Below are 20,429 nucleotides of genomic sequence, written 5' to 3'. Positions count from 1 at the left end.
TCGTCAGCACGGCTGCACGTAGGCAGCCGTCGGATTGGGAGGGGTTAGCGTGTAAAACGCTGGCAGGCGGGCCAGTGCTTCATCAGCAGGTAATAGGTCAGCCCGGCGGGAATTAAACTGGCGTACCAGGAGACCGCAGAGAAAAAGAGTGCTGCCAGGATGCCCACCGCGGTTGCAACGAGAGCCGCTTTATTGACGCCTTGATAAGGGCCGGTGGGATCGTAGAGCTTGCTGATATCCAACGTGCGGCGGCGGATGATGTAGTAATCCACCACCAGAATGGCAAAGATGGGGCCCAGAAAGGCCGAGTAGGTTTGGACAAACAGCTGTAAACCGGCGGCCGAGCCCGGTTGAACCAGCTTCCAGGGGAAGGTGGCAAACGCTAATAGGCCGACAATGACGGTCGCGACCGGGAACTTGATCTTGAAGATGTCCATTAGTACATAGGTAGGCGGCACCACGTTGTTCAGTGCATTGGTCGTGACCTGGGCAAAGGCGATAAACAGCAGAGTGGTCATTAGTAGCGGCGTGTTATCCACGGCATTGGCAAACACCTGAATGGGGTCTGCGGTGCCCGTGGCTTCCGACACCATGTAGCCGATCAGGCCCATAAACAGCGTACAGGGTAGAATTGACATGGCATAAATGGTGGTAAGCAGGCTCTGGGCCGTGCCTTTTTTATGCTCACGCGAGTAGTCGCTGACGTTAAGCATCATGGTGCTGTAGATGCCTAAAAAGAGCATGGTGGCGCCCCAGAATGGCATACCCCAAGAGCCTTCCATGGTGAACAGGCTGGCGGATAATTCATCGCCATAGCGCTGCACCGTGGCGTAAAACATGTACATCAGCGAGGCCAAAATAAACGCGCTGCCGATATTTTCCAGCCACTTGATACCTTGAAAGCCCATCACCGAAAGGCCGATTTGCAGGAATTGGAAGGTAATAAAGTAAAACACCAGGTTATCAAAGCCGAACAGGGTTGCTGACACCATGTTGAGTGCCCCTGCACCAATCCAGCTTTGAAAGCCGTACCACACCACGGCAGGCAACGCGCGAACCAGGCCGGGAATACGCGTACCGGTAAACCCAAATGCGCTGCGCGCCTGCACCATAAACGGAATGCCGTATTTGTAGCCCGCTGCACCGTTAATCGCCAGTGCAATGCCGATGACAAAGCACCCGATGGCGATGGCAAGCGTTGCCTGTAGCAGGTTTAACGTACCGACAACGCTTGAGCCCATGGCAAAGGTGCCGATAGAAACGCACCCACCAAACCAGGCCAGAAAGTAGGAGCCTCGCCCCATAATTCGGGTACCCTGGGGAGCCAGGCTTTCCTCCCCCAGGGCTTTGGTGCGCGCTGTAGAAGGGTCTTCTGACGCAAGAGCAGCATTTGAAATGCTCATGATGTCGTCCTCGCAAGATTATGAGTATTGTTGGTTTCTCAGGTTGTAGCCTGAAAGATGCTTGCGGCATGGCGTACTACTGGACGTTCTGGTTCTTTTACGAATGCACTGATTAACGAATTACTGACCTTCTGATGAGCGTGCTATTTAAGCGGCAATGGAAGGTTTGATAGGGCGGCAAACTTACCGGTAAAGGGTTTGGGTCGTGGGTAAGCAAGGTCGCCGTGCTTGCTGGTATGCAGTCCCAAGCCGACCAGGGATTCTGCAAGCTTCAAGGCTGCGCTTACACCTTCAACGACGGGAATACCTACTTCGTGGCTGATCTGTTGGGTGAGGTTCGCCATACCACCACAGCCCAGCACGATGGCGCCGATATCATCTTCATCCCTGGCGCGGCAGCACTCCTCGACAATTCGGGTAAACGCCGCATCGGGGTGGTGCTCAAGGTCTAGTACCGGAATTTCAGCGGCGCGAATGCGTCGGCAGTGGTGGCGAAAGCCGTACTGCTCAAGCAGGTGCTCGGCAATAATGCCGGTACGCCCCAGGGTGGTAACAATGGAGAAGCGCGTGCTGATTAGCGTGGCTAAATGGAAGGCTGCCTCAGCAATGCCAATCACCGGGGCGCGGGTTACTTCACGCGCGGCAAGCAGACCAGGGTCGCCAAAGCAGGCCACAATATAGGCATCAATACCGCCTTGTTGCTCACCTTTAAGTACTTCTTCGGCCACGCCTACCGCGCTTACCACTTCATCAAAATGGCTCTCAATGGAAACCGGACCTGATTCAGGTTGAGACGCGCTTATGCGGGTCCCCGGGGAGGCGTAAAGCTCAGCAGCCTGCCCAATGGCTTGGGTCATGGATGCTGTCGTATTGGGGTTAATAATATGTATGTGCACAGCACGCGATCCTGTAGGTAAACGATCCGATGTATCTTGTATACAAAAATAGGGGGCTTTATCGCCAAGAGCAAGGCCTTTACTCTCATTAAAAAGGCTAATAGATTCGTCTACACGCTCAGGTTTGGCGCTTTTTAAGTTACAAGAGATACGATGGGTTGATCAGCCATTCCTGGGCATATTGCCGTGGGCTATTAATATGTTTATTTTGTATACAATAATGGTCAATTAATTGAATTTATACGCTTGGTGATAACCGAAGGGCCCGCTGATGACGCTAACCACTGACCTCTGCTATCCGCGTGACTTAAAAGGCTATGGGCGTACACCGCCGCATGCCAACTGGCCAGGCAAGGCCAAAATCGCCGTACAGTTTGTCCTCAACTATGAAGAGGGTGGGGAGAACTGCGTGCTGCACGGAGATAATGGCTCTGAGCAGTTTTTATCCGAGATCATCGGCGCGGCCAGTTACGCCGACCGCCACTTGAGCATGGAGTCGATCTACGAGTACGGCTCTCGGGCAGGCGTGTGGCGGATCCTTCGCGAATTTGAGCGGCGGGGGCTGCCTTTAACGGTATTCGGTGTGGCGATGGCGCTAGAGCGAAACCCTGATGTCGCCCAGGCATTCAAGGAGTTGGGGCATGAGGTCGCGTGCCACGGCTACCGCTGGATTCACTACCAGGAAGTAGCCGAACACATTGAACGTGAACACCTGCAAAAAGCCGTGGAGATATTTCAGCGCTTATACGGGGAGAAGCCAGCGGGGTGGTACACCGGGCGCGATAGCCCCAACACCCGTAAGCTGATTATGGATGAAGGCGGTTTTCTTTACGATAGTGACTATTACGGCGACGATCTGCCCTTTTGGACGACCGTTACCGACAGCCAGGGGAGTGATCACTCTCATCTGATTGTGCCCTATACGCTGGACACCAACGATATGCGCTTTGCTGCGCCGCAGGGCTTCAATACGGCGGATCACTTCTTTACGTATCTGCGCGATGCCTTTGATGTGCTGTATGAAGAGGGTGAAGAAGCGCCCAAGATGCTCTCTATCGGCATGCACTGCCGCTTGCTGGGACGCCCGGGACGTTTCCGCGCCCTACAGCGCTTTTTGGACTATATAGAGACCCATGATCGCGTATGGGTCGCTCGACGCGTCGATATCGCCCGCCACTGGGCGAAACACCATCCGCCCGTTACCTCATAAAAGGCCATTCAATGAGCAATCCGGTTTACTATGCCCCTCAAGGTGGGCATCCACCGCAAACCCAAATAACGGCGGATCGGGCCGTTTTTACCGAAGCCTACGCGCTAATCCCGAAAGGCGTCATGCGCGATATCGTCACCAGCAACCTGCCGTTTTGGCAGGGCACCCGCGCTTGGGTGCTGGCGCGACCGCTCTCCGGCTTCGCCGAGACCTTCTCCCAGTACATCATGGAAGTGCAGCCCGGCGGCGGAAGCGACAAGCCCGAGCCTGAGGAGGATGCCGAAGGTGTGCTGTTCGTGGTCGAGGGCGAACTGTCGCTGAGTCTGGACGGCGTGCGCCATGCTATGGCCCCGGGCGGCTATGCGTTTATTCCGCCGGGTGTGGAGTGGCGAGTGCGCAATGAATCCCGCGAAGCCGTTCGCTTTCACTGGATTCGCAAGGCCTTTGAGTACGTGGACGGCCTTGATGTACCGGAAGCCTTCGTCACCAACGAGCAGGCGATCACGCCCAGCGAGATGCCCGGCACGGAAGGGCGCTGGTCGACCACCCGTTTTGTTGACCCTAACGATGTGCGCCATGACATGCACGTCACCATCGTCAACTTCCAGCCCGGCGGCGTGATTCCGTTTGATGAAACCCACGTCATGGAGCACGGCCTTTACGTGCTGGAAGGCAAGGCGGTGTATCACCTGAACCAGCAGTGGGTGGAAGTGGAAGCAGGGGATTTCATGTGGTTGCGCGCTTTCTGCCCTCAGGCTTGCTATGCCGGCGGCCCGGGACCGTTTCGCTACCTGCTTTACAAGGACGTCAACCGCCACGCAAAGCTCAAGCTCTTTCGCTGAAGTAAAGGAGAAAGCCATGAGGAGGCCAACATGCTGACACTCACCGCCGAGCCGTTGACGCGTGAGGCCTTCGCGCCTTTTGGCGAGGTCATCGACGCGCGCGAGTCACCCTCGTTTGCCATTAACGCCGGGCGTACCCAGCGCCATCACGACCTGGCGAAGGTGCAAACCCTGGGTGAAAACGCCCATACGCTGATCAATCTGTTTGTGAGTCAGCCCGTTTCCTTACCGCTTGAATTAACCTTTTTAGAGCGCCATCCACTGGGCAGCCAGGCATTTATGCCGCTGCATCAGGAACGCTTTATTGTGGTGGTCGCACCGCCAGGCGAGACGATTGATCCAAAGACAGTGCGTGCGTTTGTTACCGACGGCCGTCAGGGCGTTAACTACCGAGCAGGCACTTGGCATGCGATACAGTCGGTGCTTGAGCATGAAGGCGAGTTCTTAGTGGTGGATCGCGGTGGCGAAGGTAATAACTGCGAAGAGTATTCGCTCGAAATTACGGTCGATTTACGCGAATAACTTGTGCACACGCCTTACGGTTGTCATCCTGGTGGTCTTATACTGATAGGCTAATGACAAACCCGTGATTGTTTAGGAAAACTATGAACGCACAGACACATATCCCGCTTCGCCGTACCAAAATTGTTGCCACCCTGGGGCCCGCCAGTGACCGTGAGGGTGTTTTGGAGGCAATGCTGAAAGCGGGGGTAGATGTCGTACGTTTGAACTTCTCCCACGGCACGCCCGATGATCATCGTCAGCGTCTTTTACGGGTGCGCGAAATTGCTGCCAAGCTGGGGCGTAGTGTGGCAGCACTGGGGGACCTCCAGGGCCCCAAAATTCGCATTGCCCGCTTTAAAGAGGGCATGGTGACCCTGAAAGAGGGGCAGCCGTTTGTGCTGGATATGGCGATGGACAGTGATGCAGGCGACGTTCATCAAGTGGGCTGCGACTACAAAACCCTTGCTCAGGATGTGGGCGCTGGCGACCGCCTGCTGCTGGATGATGGCCGTGTGGTGCTGGACGTTACCCGTGTAGAAGGCCAGCAGGTTCATACCCACGTGGTAGTGGGGGGCAAACTCTCCAATCATAAAGGCATCAACAAACAAGGCGGTGGGCTTTCTGCCCCGGCGCTAACGGATAAAGATAAACAGGATTTAAAAACCGCCGTTGAGATTGGCGTTGATTACCTGGCGATTTCTTTCCCGCGCCATGCCGAAGACATGCTGGAAGCGCGCCGTCTGCTGGGTGAAGAGGGCAAGGAGATTGGCCTAGTGGCCAAGGTTGAGCGTGCCGAGGCTGTGGCCGATGAGGCAACGCTTGACGGCATTATCGAAGCCTCTGAAGCGGTGATGGTGGCCCGAGGCGACCTGGGGGTTGAGATTGGCGACGCCAAACTGGTGGGCGTGCAAAAGCGCATGATCAAACGCGCCCGCTCGCTCAACCGTGCGGTGATTACCGCCACCCAAATGATGGAAAGCATGATCTTGGCGCCGCTGCCTACCCGCGCCGAAGTGTTTGATGTGGCCAATGCCGTGCTGGATAGCAGTGACGCCGTGATGCTTTCAGCGGAAACTGCCGCAGGCGACTATCCGGTGGAAACCGTGGAAGCCATGGCGCGTGTCTGTTTGGGCGCTGAGCGTGAAAAGGTGGCACAAGAGTCGGGCCACCGGATTCATGAAGGCTTTACTCGCCCCGATGAAACCATTGCCCTTTCCGCTATGTACGCCGCCAACCATATGACCGGTGTGGCCGCGATTGCCTGCATGACCGCTTCCGGTTATACCCCCTTGATTGCCTCGCGCATCCGTTCTGGTTTGCCGATTGTCGGCCTTGCCCATAACCCCATCGCGCAGCGGCGTATGGCGCTTTATCGTGGCGTCGTATCGCTCCCGTTTGATACGTCAGAAATGAGCGCGACCGAGCTTAATCGTCGTGCGCTGGAACTGTTGGTGCAACATAAGCTTGCCGAGCCGGGGGATCATGTCATCCTGACGCGGGGTGACCACATGAATGCTCATGGCGGTACCAATACGATGAAAGTCATGACGATTGACCAGCCTACCGATTAAAGGACCTGTCTCCATGAACCCGACTCGTCGTCTTATGCTAAAAGCTGCGTTAGGTTTGCCTTTGGTCGCGCTGCTTCCCGGTACGGTTTGGGGCGCGCTCACCTGGGCTGAGGGCGCTGACCCAGAGAGCGATTTACTGCCTCTGGCTATTCATAGTGACGGAGGTCCGCACCGGCTGGAAGTGGAAGTGGCTAAAAGCGCGGCGCAGCGTCAGCGAGGGTTGATGGAGCGTGAATCGCTGCCTGAAAACCGCGGCATGCTGTTTCGTTTCGAGAGCGAGCAGCCTGCTGGCAACACTTTTTGGATGTACCGCACGCGCATTGTGCTGGATATCGCGTTTATCGATCAGGAGGGGCGTATCGTAGCAATTAACACCATGCCTCCCTGTGGGTCCAGTGTTCCGGCCAATTGTCCCTCCTATCCGGCAGGTGCCGCATTTTGGGCGGCCCTTGAGGTCAATGGCGGCTACTTCGCCGAACGTGACATTAAAGTCGGCGACTGTATTTCGATTCCGGATCAAGCTGGCTTCTGCAAGCCCATCGATCAGTAAGTCTCTTCAAGGCGCGACGGCGCTTGCATCGCCATAAGAATCGGTAAAAAGGAACCACACCACGCTTAGGGCGTGGGTGGTTCTGGTCGTTGCCGACGTGTAGGTAGCAAACCTCAGGGAGCCTCCATGCGGGCTTTAGCGCCCAGGGGCATTTGGCTACCCCTGCCTATTGAGCTATACCTTATTAAGCCACCAACCCCTTGACGGGCCAGGCAGGTTTTCGGGAAGTTTGGTTGCTTATCTCATACCCCCTATGCAAAAGAGGCATAGCAATTAACGGTGACTAAACGTTACGCAGCGTTAGAGTCGTGTTTCAATAGGCGCCGCTCGTATCCTTGAAGCCACGTATTGGCTTCGCTAATTAGCGATTTTTTCGCTAAAGTAGTTAAGGTCGGCACTTCAGGATGTCGAACTATAACAGTTTGTCTTGAAAACGTTTTGGACGAAAAATCACCCGAGGGAACAGATCATCGGTGGTTCCAAAACGCATAACGCTCACAACATCAAGATAGAGGTGTATCCATGAATCGCCATGTGTTTTCTACCGCCACTTTTTCTGGCGCGTTGATCGCAGCAGCTACGTTTGCTGCCCCCGCTGTTGCTCAAGAGCGCTATATTACAATCGGCACAGGCGGCCAGACCGGTGTTTACTACGTCGTAGGCCAGTCGGTCTGCCGTATGGTTAACCGTGGCAGCGAAGAGCACAGTATTCGCTGTAATGCGCCTTCTACAGGCGGCTCTGTTGCCAACGTGAATGGCATGAAAAGCGGTGAGTTGGATATGGGCGTTGTCCAGTCTGACGTTCAATACCGTGCTTACAACGGCGAAGCCAACTTTGAAGAAGAAGGCCCCTGGGGTGACATGCGTGCGGTATTCACCATGCATGGTGAACCTCTTACTGTTGTCGCGCGTGCGGATGCGGGTATCGACAATATCAGCGATTTCCCGGGCAAGCGCGTTAACATCGGTAACCCAGGCTCTGGCCAGCGCAACACCATGGATGTCGTCATGGAAGCGTTTGGTTGGGACGAAGATACGTTCGCGTTGGCATCTCAGTTGGATGCGGCGGAACAGGCTTCAGCTCTGTCTGATAACAACATCGATGCGATGGTCTATGTGGTAGGCCACCCGAATGGCTCCATCCAGGAAGCCACCACCACGATTGATGCGAACCTGGTATCGGTCACTGGTGATGAAATCGATACGCTGATCGAAGAGTATCCTTACTACACGCGTTCTGTGATCCCCGGTGGTCTGTACCGTGGTAACGACGAAGACGTTGAAACCTTCGGTGTAGCAGCCACTTTCGTTTCATCGACTGACGTGGATGAAGAGGTTATTTACGAAACGGTTAAAGCGGTATTCGATAACTTTGATCGCTTCAAGCGCCTGCACCCGGCGTTCGAAAACCTTAACGAAGAAGACATGATTTCTGACGGTCTAACTGCACCGCTGCACGATGGCGCTGCACGTTACTACCGCGAGCGTGGCTGGATCGAATAAGACCCTAGTGTGACGCTATTAGCCAGGATCAATAGTGATTGCTTTTGAAGTTTAAGCGCGGGCACCTCGGGTGTCCGCGCTTCTTGTTGAAAGCGCTGATTGTCAGCGCTGACCATTAGGCAGGGCAAGCGTATGCGTGATGACAAACAACCCTCTAACGCCACTGAGAGCGACCTGGAGGATATGGTCGCCGCCAGTGACACAGGGGCAAGGAAGCCTCACGGCGTACCCGGTAAGTTGCTGGTAAGTATTGCAGCAGCGTGGTCGCTGTTCCAGCTATGGATTGCATCTCCACTCCCTTATATGATCGGCTTCGGTGTTTTTAGTGCCACTGAAGCACGCTCTATTCACTTGGCGTTTGCGCTGTTTTTGGCCTATATGGCCTATCCCGCGTTAAAGCGCTCACCGCGCGACCGTATTCCGCTACAAGACTGGATGTTTGCAGCGGTAGCGGCCTTTTGCGGTGGGTATCTGTTTCTTTTCTATTCAGAGTTGGCGCAGCGCCCCGGGCGCCCTATCACGCAGGACATCGTGGTGGGCATCGTCGGCATTATCATGCTGCTGGAAGCTACTCGACGTGCGCTTGGCCCACCCCTGATGGTGGTTGCCGCGATATTTATTGGCTACTCCCTGTTTGGCCCGTACATGCCAGGCATTCTTGCCCACCGTGGCGTCAGCCTGGGAGGGTTGATCAACCACCAGTGGCTGGGTACCCAGGGCGTCTTTGGTATCGCGCTAGGTGTATCTACCAGCTTTGTCTTTCTGTTTGTGTTGTTTGGTGCGTTGCTCGATAAGGCCGGTGCCGGTAACTATTTTATAAAAGTCGCGTTCTCGATGTTAGGCCATCTGAAAGGCGGCCCTGCAAAAGCGGCCGTTGTGGCATCAGGCATGACCGGGCTAATCTCCGGCTCGTCGATTGCCAATACGGTAACAACGGGCACCTTTACTATCCCGATGATGAAACGGGTGGGATTTAGCGCCGAGAAAGCCGGTGCCATTGAAGTCTCCTCATCGGTGAATGGGCAAATCATGCCGCCGGTAATGGGCGCGGCTGCGTTTTTGATGGTTGAGTATGTCGGCATCCCGTACGTGGACGTGATTAAACATGCCTTCTTGCCTGCGATTATTTCCTATATTGCGTTGATTTATATCGTTCACCTGGAAGCCCTTAAAGCCAATATGCAAGGGCTGCCCTCCAACAACCCAGCCCGTCCATTACTCAACAAGATCATTGGTTTTTTAACCGGCCTGCTGCTGTTAATGGGGCTGTCGGTGGTGGTCTATTACGGCCTTGGGTGGCTCAAGCCCGTGCTGGGTGAGGCAACGCCGTGGGTCATTTCAATCGGCCTGGCGATTATTTATGTAGGGCTTTTGAAAATAGGGTCTCACTATCCTGAACTGGAAATGGATGACCCTAACGCCAAGGTTATTAAACTGCCGCAGACACGACCCACCGTAATGGTCGGTTTGCACTATATCTTGCCGGTCGTTGTGCTGGTTTGGTGCTTGATGGTCGAGCGGCTCTCGCCTGGGCTTTCCGCTTTTTGGGCCACGGTGTTCATGATCTTTATTATGGTGACGCAGCGTCCCATTATTGCCGTCTTCCGTGGGCGCAGCAAAATGGCCGCCGATATCAAAGAGGGCTTTTTAGACCTGTGGGACGGCCTGGTAACCGGCGCGCGTAACATGATCGGTATCGGTATCGCGACGGCCACAGCGGGTATCGTGGTGGGTGCGGTGTCGCAAACCGGTGTGGGCCTGGTGCTTGCAGATGTGGTTGAAATCCTGTCAGGCGGTAACCTGATGATGATTTTGTTTTTAACCGCCTTGCTGAGCTTGATTCTAGGCATGGGCTTGCCCACGACCGCTAACTATATTGTGGTTTCGGCCTTGATGGCGCCGGTGATTGTGATGCTGGGTCAGCAAAATGGCCTGATTGTGCCACTGATCGCTGTTCACCTGTTCGTGTTCTATTTCGGCATTATGGCGGACGTTACGCCGCCCGTGGGACTGGCCTCTTTTGCGGCTGCTGCTGTGTCCGGAGGGGACCCGATTCGGACAGGCTTCCAGGCGTTCTACTACAGCCTGCGTACGGCAGCGCTTCCGTTTCTGTTTATCTTTAATACGGACCTGCTGCTCATTGATGTTACCCCGATGCAGGGTGTGGTGGTGTTTATTGTGGCCACCGTGGCGATGTTGATTTTCGCCGCGGGCACGCAAGGCTACATGCTGACGCGCAATCGCTGGTATGAGTCGCTGCTGCTGCTATTGGTCGCTTTCACGCTCTTCCGCCCAGGCTTCTGGATGGACAAGATACATGACCCGTATGCGTCAGTGCCGCCTGCCCAGTTTGCTGATGCCCTTGAGCGTGTCGAGGATGGCAGTAACCTGCGGGTACAAATCGCCGGTGAAGATGCCTTTGGCTCGCCAATGACGACCTACGTACTGGTCCCGGTACCTCGTGGTGATACGGGCCAGGAGCGCCTGGAAAACCTCGGTATGGAGCTGTATGTAGACGGTGATCAAACGCTAGTCGATTTCGTCGCCTTCGGCAGCCAGGCCGCCGACCTGGGGTTTGACTTCGACCAGGAAATTATCGAAGTACTGGCCCCTGTAGACCGCTGGACGAAAGAGTGGATGTGGCTACCGGCGTTGGCAATATTTGGTTTTGTTGTACTCATGCAGCGTCGCCGGCGTAGTAAAAAGTCTGATCATGATGGCGCGGCAGTGGCCTAGGGAGGTTGTCATGTACCAAAAAATATTACTGCCCGTGGACTTGAATGAAGAGGGTTCCTGGAAGAAAGCGTTGCCCACGGCGGTAACGCTTTGCCAGACTTTCGGTGCGTCGTTGCACATTGTCACTGTGTTGCCAGAACTTAAAATGCCGATGGTAGGGGCTTACTTCCCCAAGAATTTTTCTGCAAAAGCGCATGAGGCCATGAAAGAGGCGCAGCATACGTTTATTCAGGACAATATTCCGCAGGATGTTAAAACCCAAAGCATTATTGTCGATGGCTCCCCCTGGGAGGCCATCATTAAGGTGGGCAAAAAGCTGGACGTGGACCTGATCGTGATGGCTTCTCATACTCGGCATAAGCTTGTCGACTATGTACTGGGCCCGAATGCTGAGCATGTTGTGCATCATTCAAAGGTGTCCGTCATGATCGTTCGCTAGGCGCTTTTTAAAAGGTGTCAGGCACTATGAAAACTCCAGCTCATATGAGCTGGAGTTTTTTTATAACCCCACGGTAATGTTTAGTAAAATAGTAGTCTTTAAGTGGCTGTGTAGGTGTATCTAACTGTAATTAATATAGAAAGTCGATTTTTTTCCTGACCTGGGCAGGCAGATCACGATACTCTACGGGTGTCTGTATCGAAAGTTGAATAGAAAACTATAGAGCAAAGTTATACGAGGATGTCATCGTGAGAACATTATTACTGGGGTGGGTTCTGCTGGTGCTAGGGTCTCCCTTGGCTGGATTTGCCGATGAGTCCACCCCCTTGGAAGCACCAGATGGTGCCGTTTTGCTGGAAGTAAGAGGCAATATTGTAAATGTGAACACCGAAGTGGGTGCCGACTTTGATATTGACATGTTAGAGGGGCTGCCACAGCACGCGTTTGAAACGAGTACGCCCTGGACAAGTGGCGTCAGTCAATATTCAGGCCCGTTGTTACGTGATGTGCTTGAGTACGTAGGTGCCAAGGGTGATGCGATAGAGGTATCGGCCCTTAACGGCTATGTGGCTGACATACCGATCAAGGATTTTTATGATTACGACGTCATTCTGGCACTTAAACGAAATAACCAGCACATCCCGATTCGTGAGTTCGGGCCTCTTTGGGTGCTTTATCCGTTTGATCAGGACGAGACGCTGTTAAGTGAAAAAGTGCGCTTTAGAGCTGTTTGGCAGGTTAGGCGTATAGATGTTCTTTAACCGAGCCAACGTGCGCTCGCCCCGCCTGCTGCGTTACCCTCGTCGCCTTAAACTGGTGGCCATTATTACCGTGCTGCTGTTTGCATCGGCGCTGGTAGTCGCTGCTCTGGCCTCTTGGCGGCAGGACAACCTCACACAAAGTCTGCGCGAAGATACCTCATGGGTCGCCTATAAACTCGATCGTGATGCAGTACAGCTGCTTAACCACTTGCTTTCAGCATCCCGTGCAGAGATGCCCCCGGTGGTACAAAACGAGCTGAATATGCGTTTTGAACTTTTGTATAGCCGCCTTATGTTGCTTCAAGAAGGGGAAGTCAATTCACTGATTACTGACATTGAAGGGGCGAGACAGTTGCTAACGCAAATAGGCCAGCAGATGGAACCGCTGGACCTCTTGTTTGCACCTCATGAGGTGCTGGATCAACTGCCCATTGTGTTAATTGAAGCAGAGCTTGAAGCACTCACCCAGCTAACCGAGCGGTTTGTCATCACCATCAATGGTTACCTGGCGGAGTCTGCCACTGAAGAGCGCCGTGTGTTAAGCGCACTCTATAAATTATTAATGACGCTGCTGGTCGGTATGAGCCTGGCTGTGTTGTTGGTCATTGCGTTCCTGATCCGAGAAATGCGTGAAAGTGCGACAGCCCGGCGCCGACAGGAGCAACTAAGCCAGCAATTGGAAGTGACCGCCGAGCAGGCTCAGGCTGCTAATCATGCCAAGTCCGACTTCCTGGCCATGGTCAGTCATGAGATTCGTACCCCGCTTAATGGCGTGATCGGCATGAGCGAGCTGCTCAGTGAGCCAGCAAGCTCGGCCCAGGTAGAAGATTACGCGCGCACGATTCATGAGAGCGCCAACCAGCTGTTGACCATGATCAACGAGATTCTCGATTTCTCCAAAATCGAAGCAGGCCATTTAACACTTGAAGCGTCACCTACTGAATTAAGGCCCTTGGTTGATAGCGTGGTAGCGCTATTTGAACCGCGTTCGAGGGCCAAAGGGGTGGCGTTAAGCATGTATATCGACCCGCTGGTGCCGCGTTGGGTGATGGCTGATGCGGGTCGTCTGAGGCAGATTTTACTTAACCTTGTGGCGAACGCGACCAAGTTTACCGATCACGGAGCGATCACTGTTCGGGTCTCTTCAACGGTGGAGCACCTGCTACTGGAAGTTAGCGACACCGGGTGCGGGATTAGTGAAGAGCAGCAAACGGCGTTATTTGAACCTTTTCAGCAAGCGGGGGCATCGGTCGCTCGCCGCTACGGCGGGACGGGTCTTGGGCTTGCTATCTGTAAGCGCCTAAGTGAAGCCATGAACGGGCAGTTGGGTGTGCAGAGTAGGCTGGGGCAGGGAAGTACATTTTGGTGCAAGCTGCCGCTGATTAAAGCGATGCCCGTCGAGGCAGTGCCTCCTAATGAGCAGACGAGAAACTTTGCGGGTACATCACTGCTGTTAGTGGAGGATAACGCCATTAATCGCAAAGTCGCGACCGGGCTTTTGTCACGCTTGGGGTGCGAGGTCGTGTGTGCCGAGAATGGGCAGGATGCGCTGGACATGGCGGCGTCCTTGCCGGTGCACTTAATCTTTATGGATATACAGCTGCCCGATATGGACGGCTTGATGGTGACGCGGCACCTGCGTGAGCAAGGAGGCTGGTTGGCGGATGTGCCCATTATTGCCATGACAGCGGGAGGCAATGACCGCCAGCGTTGCCTGGCTGCCGGAATGAACGACTACATTACCAAGCCGCTTTCGCTTCTGGCGCTTGGTGACGTGCTTGCTCTGCATTTATCACCGTCAGCGCTAGCCCGTAAGACAACGCTGCCCGCGCAGGAGCAGGGCGATACGTATGAGCACAATGTACTGAATGCTGACACACTCACCATGCTTCAGGAGAGTCTGGGCGATGAGCACTTGATAAACCTGGTTGCTTTGTATCATCAGCAGATCAGCGACTATGTGTCCCAACTGAGCGCATACCTTGCCACGCCGGAAGCGTCTTTTAGCGAACAGGCTCGGCAGCAGGTAGTCAGGTTGGCACATCAGCTTCGTGGGGAGTCGCTGAGTATGGGCGCAGAGGCGCTGGCGGAGAAGGCCAAAAGCCTTGAAGTGTTAGCTCGTGAGGAGGGAAATACAAAAAGCCAGCTTGATGAATCACTTAGTGTAGTGCGCCACACCGCTGCACGAACCCACGGCGCACTCAAACGTTGGCGGCAGAGGCAGTCTTCTACCAAGGGATAAGGGCTAACCCTAGCATCAAGCTATATCGTCATTGGCAATAATAAACAATACTGTTAGGGCACGTTTAATAATCATAATCCTCAGGAGCCTTCTCATGATTTATGCCAATCCGGGTGATAATGGGTCCGTCGTCTCGTTTGAAAAACGCTATGGCAATTACATCGGAGGTGAGTTTGTACCGCCCGTTAATGGGCAGTATTTCGATAACATTAGCCCTGTAAATGGTCAGGTCTTCTGCGAAATTCCGCGCTCTACTGCTGACGATATCGATAAAGCCCTGGATGCCGCCCATAAGGCTGCACCTGCTTGGGGGAAAACCTCTGCCGCTGAGCGCAGCAATACCCTGCTAAAAATTGCTGATCGCATTGAACAGAACATTGAAAAGCTGGCCGTGGCAGAAACCTGGGATAACGGCAAGGCCGTGCGTGAAACCCTGAATGCTGATATTCCTTTGGCGGTTGATCACTTCCGCTACTTTGCGGGCTGCATTCGGGCGCAGGAAGGCTCCGCTGCCGATATTGACGCCAACACCGTGTCTTATCATTTTCATGAGCCGCTGGGCGTGGTGGGGCAGATCATCCCCTGGAACTTCCCTATTTTAATGGCTGTTTGGAAGTTGGCCCCCGCGCTTGCCGCCGGTAATTGCGTAGTACTTAAACCCGCCGAACAAACGCCAGCATCTGTGCTGGTGCTGATGGGATTGATTGGTGATTTGCTGCCGCCGGGTGTGGTTAATATCGTCAATGGTTTCGGTGCAGAAGCCGGCCAGGCACTGGCCAGTAGCAAACGTATCGCCAAAATCGCCTTTACCGGTTCCACGCCGGTGGGGTCACATATTCTTAAGTGCGCCGCTGAAAACATTATTCCTTCCACCGTGGAGCTGGGCGGTAAATCACCCAACATCTACTTTGCCGATATCATGAGCGCCGAGCCGACGTTTATCGATAAAGCGGTAGAGGGCCTAGTGCTGGCCTTCTTTAACCAGGGCGAAGTGTGCACCTGCCCCTCACGTGCACTGATTCAAGAGAGCATGTACGAAGAATTTATGGCCAAGGTGCTTGAGCGCACCAAGACTATTAAGCGTGGCAACCCCTTGGATACCGACGTGCAAGTAGGCGCTCAAGCCTCTCAAGAGCAGTACGACAAGATCATGTCGTACATGGATATCGCCCGTGAGGAAGGCGCTGAATTTCTGACTGGTGGAGATAAAGAAAGCTTCGACCCCAGCTACGACAAGGGTTACTACATCCAGCCGACGCTACTGAAAGGCGACAACAAGATGCGCGTCTTCCAGGAGGAGATCTTTGGCCCGGTGGTGGCGGTCACCACCTTTAAGGATGAAGAAGAAGCGCTGGCGATCGCCAACGACACCGAGTTTGGCTTGGGTGCAGGTGTATGGAGCCGGGATATTAACGTCGCCTTTCGCATGGGGCGGGGCATTCAGGCTGGTCGCGTATGGACCAACTGCTACCACCAATATCCCGCTCATGCGGCATTTGGTGGCTACAAGAAGTCCGGCGTTGGCCGTGAAACCCACAAGGTGGCGCTTGAGCACTATCAGCAAACCAAGAACCTACTGGTCAGTTACGACATCAATCCGCTCGGGTTTTTCTAATCCGCGCCCGCTCCCCGCTCGGCATTGTGCCGAGCGGTATTATCTGCCCCTCTGACGCTCTAATTGACAGCCCGCTTGCGACGAATAATGGGTTACACCCTCTCTGCCGTTGATTCTCAGCCTTGGGGGCGCGAGGCCCGAACATTTAGGTACAAAAGATCCCGGCACATAGGCCGGGATTCGTCTTTTGGGTAAATGCGATCACAGTTACAGCTGAGCATTCTCCGGCGGTTCGCCGATGCTGCCAGGCATGGGTTGTACGGTGCCACGTTCCTGGCCTGCCAGGGTCAAAAAGTGCAGGTGGCGCTCGTACTCGCCTACCAGGTCGCCAATCGCCTGGCCACGGGTATAGCCGTTCAGGTCTTTATCCAGCCCGCCTTCAGCCAGATAGACATCCAGACGCACATAGAAGTCATCGTCGGCTTCAATAAAGCTCGGTGTGCGCATCCGGTGTGGACACACCTGATAGACAAAGCTGGTGGCATCACCAAAATCCACCTGCAGCGTTAGCCTGGGGAGCGGCTCACCTTCCAACTGCTCTTCACTCACATTGGCGGGCTGGCCACGGCTTTCAAGCTCTTGGGCAAACTGGGTCATGGCTGGGCGAATCGAGTGCTTGATGGTTGCAGCAGCGCCAGCTCGGTTGGATGTGTCCAGGGCGCGGTCTAGGCGCTCCTTCCAGTCGCCGCCTGGAGCGCTGCCGGTAATGGCGCGGCGTGCATCGGCCTTGTTGCCTTCAAGTTTTAGCGCCTTATACATCCCCACCATGACCGCAAAAATTACCACCGAGAAGGGTAGCGCGGTAATCACTACTGCGCTTTGCAGAGCGTTAAGCCCGCCGGCCATCAGTAGAGCAATGGTGATCAAGCCAATCACCGCCGACCAGAAAATGCGCAGCCTGATGGGCGCATCGTGGTTAACGTCACTTAAGATAGACGTAAAGTTAGCCAGCACCAGCGCGCCGGAGTCAGCGGAGGTAATAAAGAACACAACGCCCAGGATTGTGACAACCGCTGCCGTGATGGCTGCGTAAGGATAGTACTCAAGTAGGGTGTAAATCGTGGTTTGCGGTGTATTAAGCGCCTGCTCGCCGAGTGCTGCCACGCCCTGGTTGGCGACCAGCTCAATACCGCTATTACCCAATACCGACATCCATACCATGATGAAGGCAAGCGGTATAAACAGCGCACCGGCGACAAACTGGCGAATGGTGCGACCACGAGAAATACGTGCCAGGAAAAGACCCACAAACGGTGTCCAGGCGATCCACCAACCCCAGAAGAAAATCGTCCAGCCCATCTTCCACTCCTGGGCGCTATCATCGGTAAAGGCGTGCGTGTCAAAGCTTGCCGCCACAAAGCCGGAAAGATAGTCACCGGCGTTGTTAACTACCTTATCGAGCAGTGTCAGCGTGTCACCTGAAAACAGTATGAACAGCATCAGGCTGAGTGCCAGCAGCATATTGAACTCGGATAAGCGGCGGATACCCTTTTCGACCCCGGTAACCACGGAAATGGTTGCCAGTATGACCACCAGGACAATCAAAAGAATTTGTACCGTAATCGTTTCCGGTACATCGAACATGTAGGCCAGCCCGTAGTTAAGCTGAATGACCCCAATGCCGAGGCTGGTGGCAATACCAAATACGGTAGAAACCACCGCCGTGATATCCACCGCGTTACCGATAGGCCCATAAATACGCTTGCCCAGAAGCGGGTAGAGCGCGCTGCGAATGGCTAGCGGCAAACGGTGGCGATAGCTGAAGTAGGCCAGCGCCATACCCATCAACACGTACAGCCCCCAGCCGGAGAGCCCCCAGTGCAGATAGGTTTGAACGACGGCGTTACGCATCGCGGCCTGGCTTTCGGGTGTCAGGTCGGGCGGTGCCAGGTAGTGAGAAATCGGTTCAGCCACGCTGAAAAACAGCAAATCAATGCCGATACCTGCAGCGAACAACATCGCAGACCAGGAAAGCAATGAAAACTCAGGCCGCGAATGATCGGGGCCCAGGCGAATGCTGCCAAACCGCGACATGCCAATCACCACGACAAAGACCAGATAGGCCACAATCGCCAGCATGTAGTACCAGCCAAAGGTGGTACTGACCCAGGCAAGCGCTGCATTAAAAAATGCACCAGCTTGTTGGGTAAACAGCAGGGTGAGCACCAGAAATATCAATATGCCGGCCATACTGCCATGAAAAACCACGGGGTTAAGGCGGTCGCGAGAGGGCAGGGAGGGGTTGTCTTTCGCCATGCAGGCGGACTCCATTGGTTGAGACAAGTGATGAAACATTTTATTTTGAATGAACATTCAATATAAAATACGCTGTTTAAGCGCTTACTACAAATCAGTCTTTATAGGGATAGGAAATGGTCGGTGAGGTTTTGGCAAGGCGCGCATACAAAAACGCCCGGCAAAAGCCAGGCGTCTTGACAAGACTTAACAGTAAAAAAGCGCTTACTCGCTAGCGGTTTCCGTAGCGTCTTCATGCTGATCGCGCGGGCCGTGTCTACCGTGGCCTCTACCATCCCTGTGGTGCTCGTCACGCATTTCTTTCATGGCGTTCTTTAAAGACTCACGCTCCTCTTCGGAAAGAATATCCGCAACTTTGTCCTGGTGCTCTTTACGCAACGCCTGCATGGCCTGGAAGTGCTCTGCGTTTAGCTCGTTGAGGGCCGTTTGCTGCTCCTCGTTCAAACCGGCGCGGTCGTACACTTCATAGCGGCGCTCTTCCATGCGCTGCGAGAAGGTTTCGCGGTCAGCGCCTGAATGACGACCTTCATGCTGGTCTGCCTGTGCAACCACAGCAAGTGGGGTTAGCGCGATAGCCAGCAGAGCCGGGGCAAACACTTGGCGTAATGACATTTTCATAACGTACCTCCTGGTAAGTTGACAATGTCAGTATCGAGCGGGGGAGTGCAAACCGTATGCACGGAGTGTGCAATAACGGTGATGATGCAGGGGGGAATATCTGACGTATAGCGGTTATATGGTTAGACTTTAGTTGGCTTTTTGCGTCATGCAAGGTTGGTGAAAGGTTTGTGGGATAGCTTTGTCCTCCGCAGGCAGTAGCCTGTTTGAAGACTTTATAATTCTATAAAAAAGAGAACCCGCTATGCCCAAGAAAATCTGTGCTCCGTTTAGCTTCAATATGAAATCACTACTCGCTGGTGCCACGGTTGTTGCCGCGTCACTCGCGTTAATCATGCCTGCCGCTGCAGCAGATGATTATCCTGAGCGCCCGGTCAATATGGTCGTCGGCTTTGGTACCGGCGGTAGTGCTGACCGTTTGGCGCGTATTATGTCAGGCTATATCGCTGAAGAGATTGGCGTGCCAGTGCAAGTGACTAACCGTCCAGGCGCAGGAACTCAGGTCGCATCCAACTACGTGCTGAACATGCCGGACGATGGATACACCACCTATGCCTCAACCTTTGCTCCTTACCTGGCCAACTCGATTCTGACCGGTGGTGCCAACTTTAGTGTTGATGATTTTTCGTATATCAACTTTCAGTGGTTCGACCTGGATCTGATCGCCGCCAATAAAGATAGCGGATACGAAGATCTTCCTTCGTTGCTGGAAGCGATTCGCGAAGAGCGCGGCCAGGTGCGTGGCGCAGTGGTTCAAGGCTCAGCCGGTCACCTGATGATCCGTCTGCTGCTGGAAGAAGCTGGTATTCCTCAAGAAAACCTTAACCTCGTGACGTACAACAGCGGTGGTGAAGCCCGCTCAGCGGTGGCTGGTGGTCAGGTGGATTTCGTTTCTATCAGTGCCCAGGGCAGTGAGGGAATTCGTGAGTTCTTGACGCCGCTTGCCATCGTGAGTGACGAGCGCATCGACCAGTGGGATGCCCCCACGATCAACGAAGCGCTGGCACCGATGGACGTAGAAGTTCCGGTACTGCAGGGCTCGATGCGTGGTTTTGCGGTCACTAGCGAAGTTGAGCGTCAGCATCCTGAGCGCTTTGAAGCATTCGCTTCAGCTATCCAGAGCGCGCTGGCCCGTAAGGATGTTCAAGAACACCTTGAGCGTAATGAAATGGGCGGTGTCTGGATTGGACCTGAGCGTGCCAACGAGCTGATGCGCGAAAACTACGCTGTATTTGAAAAATACGCCCACCTGCTTAACTGATCTTCCTGTCATGGCTGGTCAA

General features: G+C 54.3%; 16 protein-coding genes. 12 read left to right on the top strand and 4 right to left on the bottom strand.

The window, feature by feature from the left end; translation table 11 throughout:
- Positions 1-44: 44 nt before the first annotated feature.
- Together ACT3TC_RS02865 and ACT3TC_RS02860 are read right to left on the bottom strand one after the other, a co-directional pair.
- On the bottom strand, positions 45-1,403 hold the full coding sequence (locus ACT3TC_RS02865) for an NCS1 family transporter (protein WP_444639051.1): 1,359 nt from the start codon (positions 1,401-1,403) through the stop codon (positions 45-47).
- 143 nt (positions 1,404-1,546) lie between these two features.
- Positions 1,547-2,299, bottom strand: coding sequence for an aspartate/glutamate racemase family protein (locus ACT3TC_RS02860; RefSeq protein ID WP_193054403.1), 753 nt, complete (start codon positions 2,297-2,299; stop codon positions 1,547-1,549).
- A 271-nt stretch (positions 2,300-2,570) separates the two neighbouring features.
- Here ACT3TC_RS02860 and puuE point away from each other — a divergent pair, with 271 nt between their 5' ends.
- The 11 genes from puuE (at position 2,571) to exaC (ending at position 16,272) form a co-directional block, all read left to right on the top strand.
- Positions 2,571-3,509, top strand: coding sequence for an allantoinase PuuE (gene puuE / locus ACT3TC_RS02855; RefSeq protein ID WP_444639050.1), 939 nt, complete (start codon positions 2,571-2,573; stop codon positions 3,507-3,509).
- A gap of 11 nt (positions 3,510-3,520) precedes the next feature.
- Positions 3,521-4,351, top strand: a complete 831-nt coding sequence (locus ACT3TC_RS02850; protein ID WP_193054404.1) for a bifunctional allantoicase/(S)-ureidoglycine aminohydrolase — start codon at positions 3,521-3,523, stop codon at positions 4,349-4,351.
- Between the two features lie 30 nt (positions 4,352-4,381).
- Entirely contained in the window at positions 4,382-4,873 is a 492-nt protein-coding gene (locus ACT3TC_RS02845; protein WP_444639049.1) for an ureidoglycolate lyase, read from the top strand.
- A gap of 83 nt (positions 4,874-4,956) precedes the next feature.
- Entirely contained in the window at positions 4,957-6,426 is a 1,470-nt protein-coding gene (gene pyk / locus ACT3TC_RS02840; RefSeq protein WP_444639048.1) for a pyruvate kinase, read from the top strand.
- Positions 6,427-6,439: 13 nt separating this feature from the next.
- A complete protein-coding gene (locus ACT3TC_RS02835) occupies positions 6,440-6,976 on the top strand; it encodes a DUF192 domain-containing protein (protein ID WP_444639047.1) in 537 nt (178 codons plus the stop codon).
- 522 nt (positions 6,977-7,498) lie between these two features.
- On the top strand, positions 7,499-8,479 hold the full coding sequence (locus ACT3TC_RS02830; protein ID WP_193054408.1) for a TAXI family TRAP transporter solute-binding subunit: 981 nt from the start codon (positions 7,499-7,501) through the stop codon (positions 8,477-8,479).
- Positions 8,480-8,611: 132 nt separating this feature from the next.
- Complete coding sequence (locus ACT3TC_RS02825; RefSeq protein ID WP_444639046.1) at positions 8,612-11,215, top strand: TRAP transporter permease; 2,604 nt, start codon at positions 8,612-8,614, stop codon at positions 11,213-11,215.
- Positions 11,216-11,225: 10 nt separating this feature from the next.
- Complete coding sequence (locus ACT3TC_RS02820; protein WP_444639045.1) at positions 11,226-11,654, top strand: universal stress protein; 429 nt, start codon at positions 11,226-11,228, stop codon at positions 11,652-11,654.
- A gap of 248 nt (positions 11,655-11,902) precedes the next feature.
- Entirely contained in the window at positions 11,903-12,415 is a 513-nt protein-coding gene (locus tag ACT3TC_RS02815) for a molybdopterin-dependent oxidoreductase (RefSeq protein WP_444639044.1), read from the top strand.
- Positions 12,405-14,657 carry an ATP-binding protein gene (locus ACT3TC_RS02810; protein ID WP_444639043.1) on the top strand — a complete coding sequence of 751 codons (2,253 nt, stop codon included), beginning with the start codon at positions 12,405-12,407 and terminating at the stop codon, positions 14,655-14,657. The genes ACT3TC_RS02815 and ACT3TC_RS02810 overlap by 11 nt, the downstream gene beginning before the upstream one ends.
- Positions 14,658-14,751: 94 nt before the next feature.
- Complete coding sequence (exaC, locus tag ACT3TC_RS02805) at positions 14,752-16,272, top strand: acetaldehyde dehydrogenase ExaC (protein ID WP_444639041.1); 1,521 nt, start codon at positions 14,752-14,754, stop codon at positions 16,270-16,272.
- A gap of 207 nt (positions 16,273-16,479) precedes the next feature.
- Here the strand turns inward: exaC and betT are convergent, their stop codons facing one another.
- Both betT and ACT3TC_RS02795 read right to left on the bottom strand, forming a co-directional pair.
- Positions 16,480-18,528, bottom strand: a complete 2,049-nt coding sequence (gene betT / locus ACT3TC_RS02800) for a choline BCCT transporter BetT (RefSeq protein WP_444639040.1) — start codon at positions 18,526-18,528, stop codon at positions 16,480-16,482.
- A 204-nt stretch (positions 18,529-18,732) separates the two neighbouring features.
- The gene (locus tag ACT3TC_RS02795; RefSeq protein WP_444639039.1) at positions 18,733-19,146 is read right to left on the bottom strand and encodes a hypothetical protein; all 414 of its coding nucleotides are present in this window, start codon (positions 19,144-19,146) and stop codon (positions 18,733-18,735) included.
- Between the two features lie 244 nt (positions 19,147-19,390).
- Between ACT3TC_RS02795 and ACT3TC_RS02790 the strand changes: the two genes are divergently transcribed.
- Positions 19,391-20,407, top strand: coding sequence for a Bug family tripartite tricarboxylate transporter substrate binding protein (locus ACT3TC_RS02790; protein WP_444639038.1), 1,017 nt, complete (start codon positions 19,391-19,393; stop codon positions 20,405-20,407).
- Positions 20,408-20,429: the final 22 nt, after the last annotated feature.

This window comes from Halomonas sp. AOP27-A1-41 (assembly GCF_052378605.1).
Classification (GTDB): Bacteria; Pseudomonadota; Gammaproteobacteria; order Pseudomonadales; family Halomonadaceae; genus Vreelandella; species Vreelandella citrativorans.
This window is presented reverse-complemented; position numbering and strand designations above follow the sequence as displayed.

What these genes read in the sequence shown, in the direction of transcription:
- ACT3TC_RS02865 (WP_444639051.1), bottom strand. Translation starts at nt 1,403, where the DNA reads ATGAGCATTTCAAATGCTGCTCTTGCGTCAGAAGACCCTTCTACAGCG.
- puuE (WP_444639050.1), top strand. Translation starts at nt 2,571, where the DNA reads ATGACGCTAACCACTGACCTCTGCTATCCGCGTGACTTAAAAGGCTAT.
- ACT3TC_RS02850 (WP_193054404.1), top strand. Translation starts at nt 3,521, where the DNA reads ATGAGCAATCCGGTTTACTATGCCCCTCAAGGTGGGCATCCACCGCAA.
- ACT3TC_RS02845 (WP_444639049.1), top strand. Translation starts at nt 4,382, where the DNA reads ATGCTGACACTCACCGCCGAGCCGTTGACGCGTGAGGCCTTCGCGCCT.
- pyk (WP_444639048.1), top strand. Translation starts at nt 4,957, where the DNA reads ATGAACGCACAGACACATATCCCGCTTCGCCGTACCAAAATTGTTGCC.
- ACT3TC_RS02835 (WP_444639047.1), top strand. Translation starts at nt 6,440, where the DNA reads ATGAACCCGACTCGTCGTCTTATGCTAAAAGCTGCGTTAGGTTTGCCT.
- ACT3TC_RS02830 (WP_193054408.1), top strand. Translation starts at nt 7,499, where the DNA reads ATGAATCGCCATGTGTTTTCTACCGCCACTTTTTCTGGCGCGTTGATC.
- ACT3TC_RS02825 (WP_444639046.1), top strand. Translation starts at nt 8,612, where the DNA reads ATGCGTGATGACAAACAACCCTCTAACGCCACTGAGAGCGACCTGGAG.
- ACT3TC_RS02820 (WP_444639045.1), top strand. Translation starts at nt 11,226, where the DNA reads ATGTACCAAAAAATATTACTGCCCGTGGACTTGAATGAAGAGGGTTCC.
- ACT3TC_RS02810 (WP_444639043.1), top strand. Translation starts at nt 12,405, where the DNA reads ATGTTCTTTAACCGAGCCAACGTGCGCTCGCCCCGCCTGCTGCGTTAC.
- exaC (WP_444639041.1), top strand. Translation starts at nt 14,752, where the DNA reads ATGATTTATGCCAATCCGGGTGATAATGGGTCCGTCGTCTCGTTTGAA.
- betT (WP_444639040.1), bottom strand. Translation starts at nt 18,528, where the DNA reads ATGGCGAAAGACAACCCCTCCCTGCCCTCTCGCGACCGCCTTAACCCC.
- ACT3TC_RS02795 (WP_444639039.1), bottom strand. Translation starts at nt 19,146, where the DNA reads ATGAAAATGTCATTACGCCAAGTGTTTGCCCCGGCTCTGCTGGCTATC.
- ACT3TC_RS02790 (WP_444639038.1), top strand. Translation starts at nt 19,391, where the DNA reads ATGCCCAAGAAAATCTGTGCTCCGTTTAGCTTCAATATGAAATCACTA.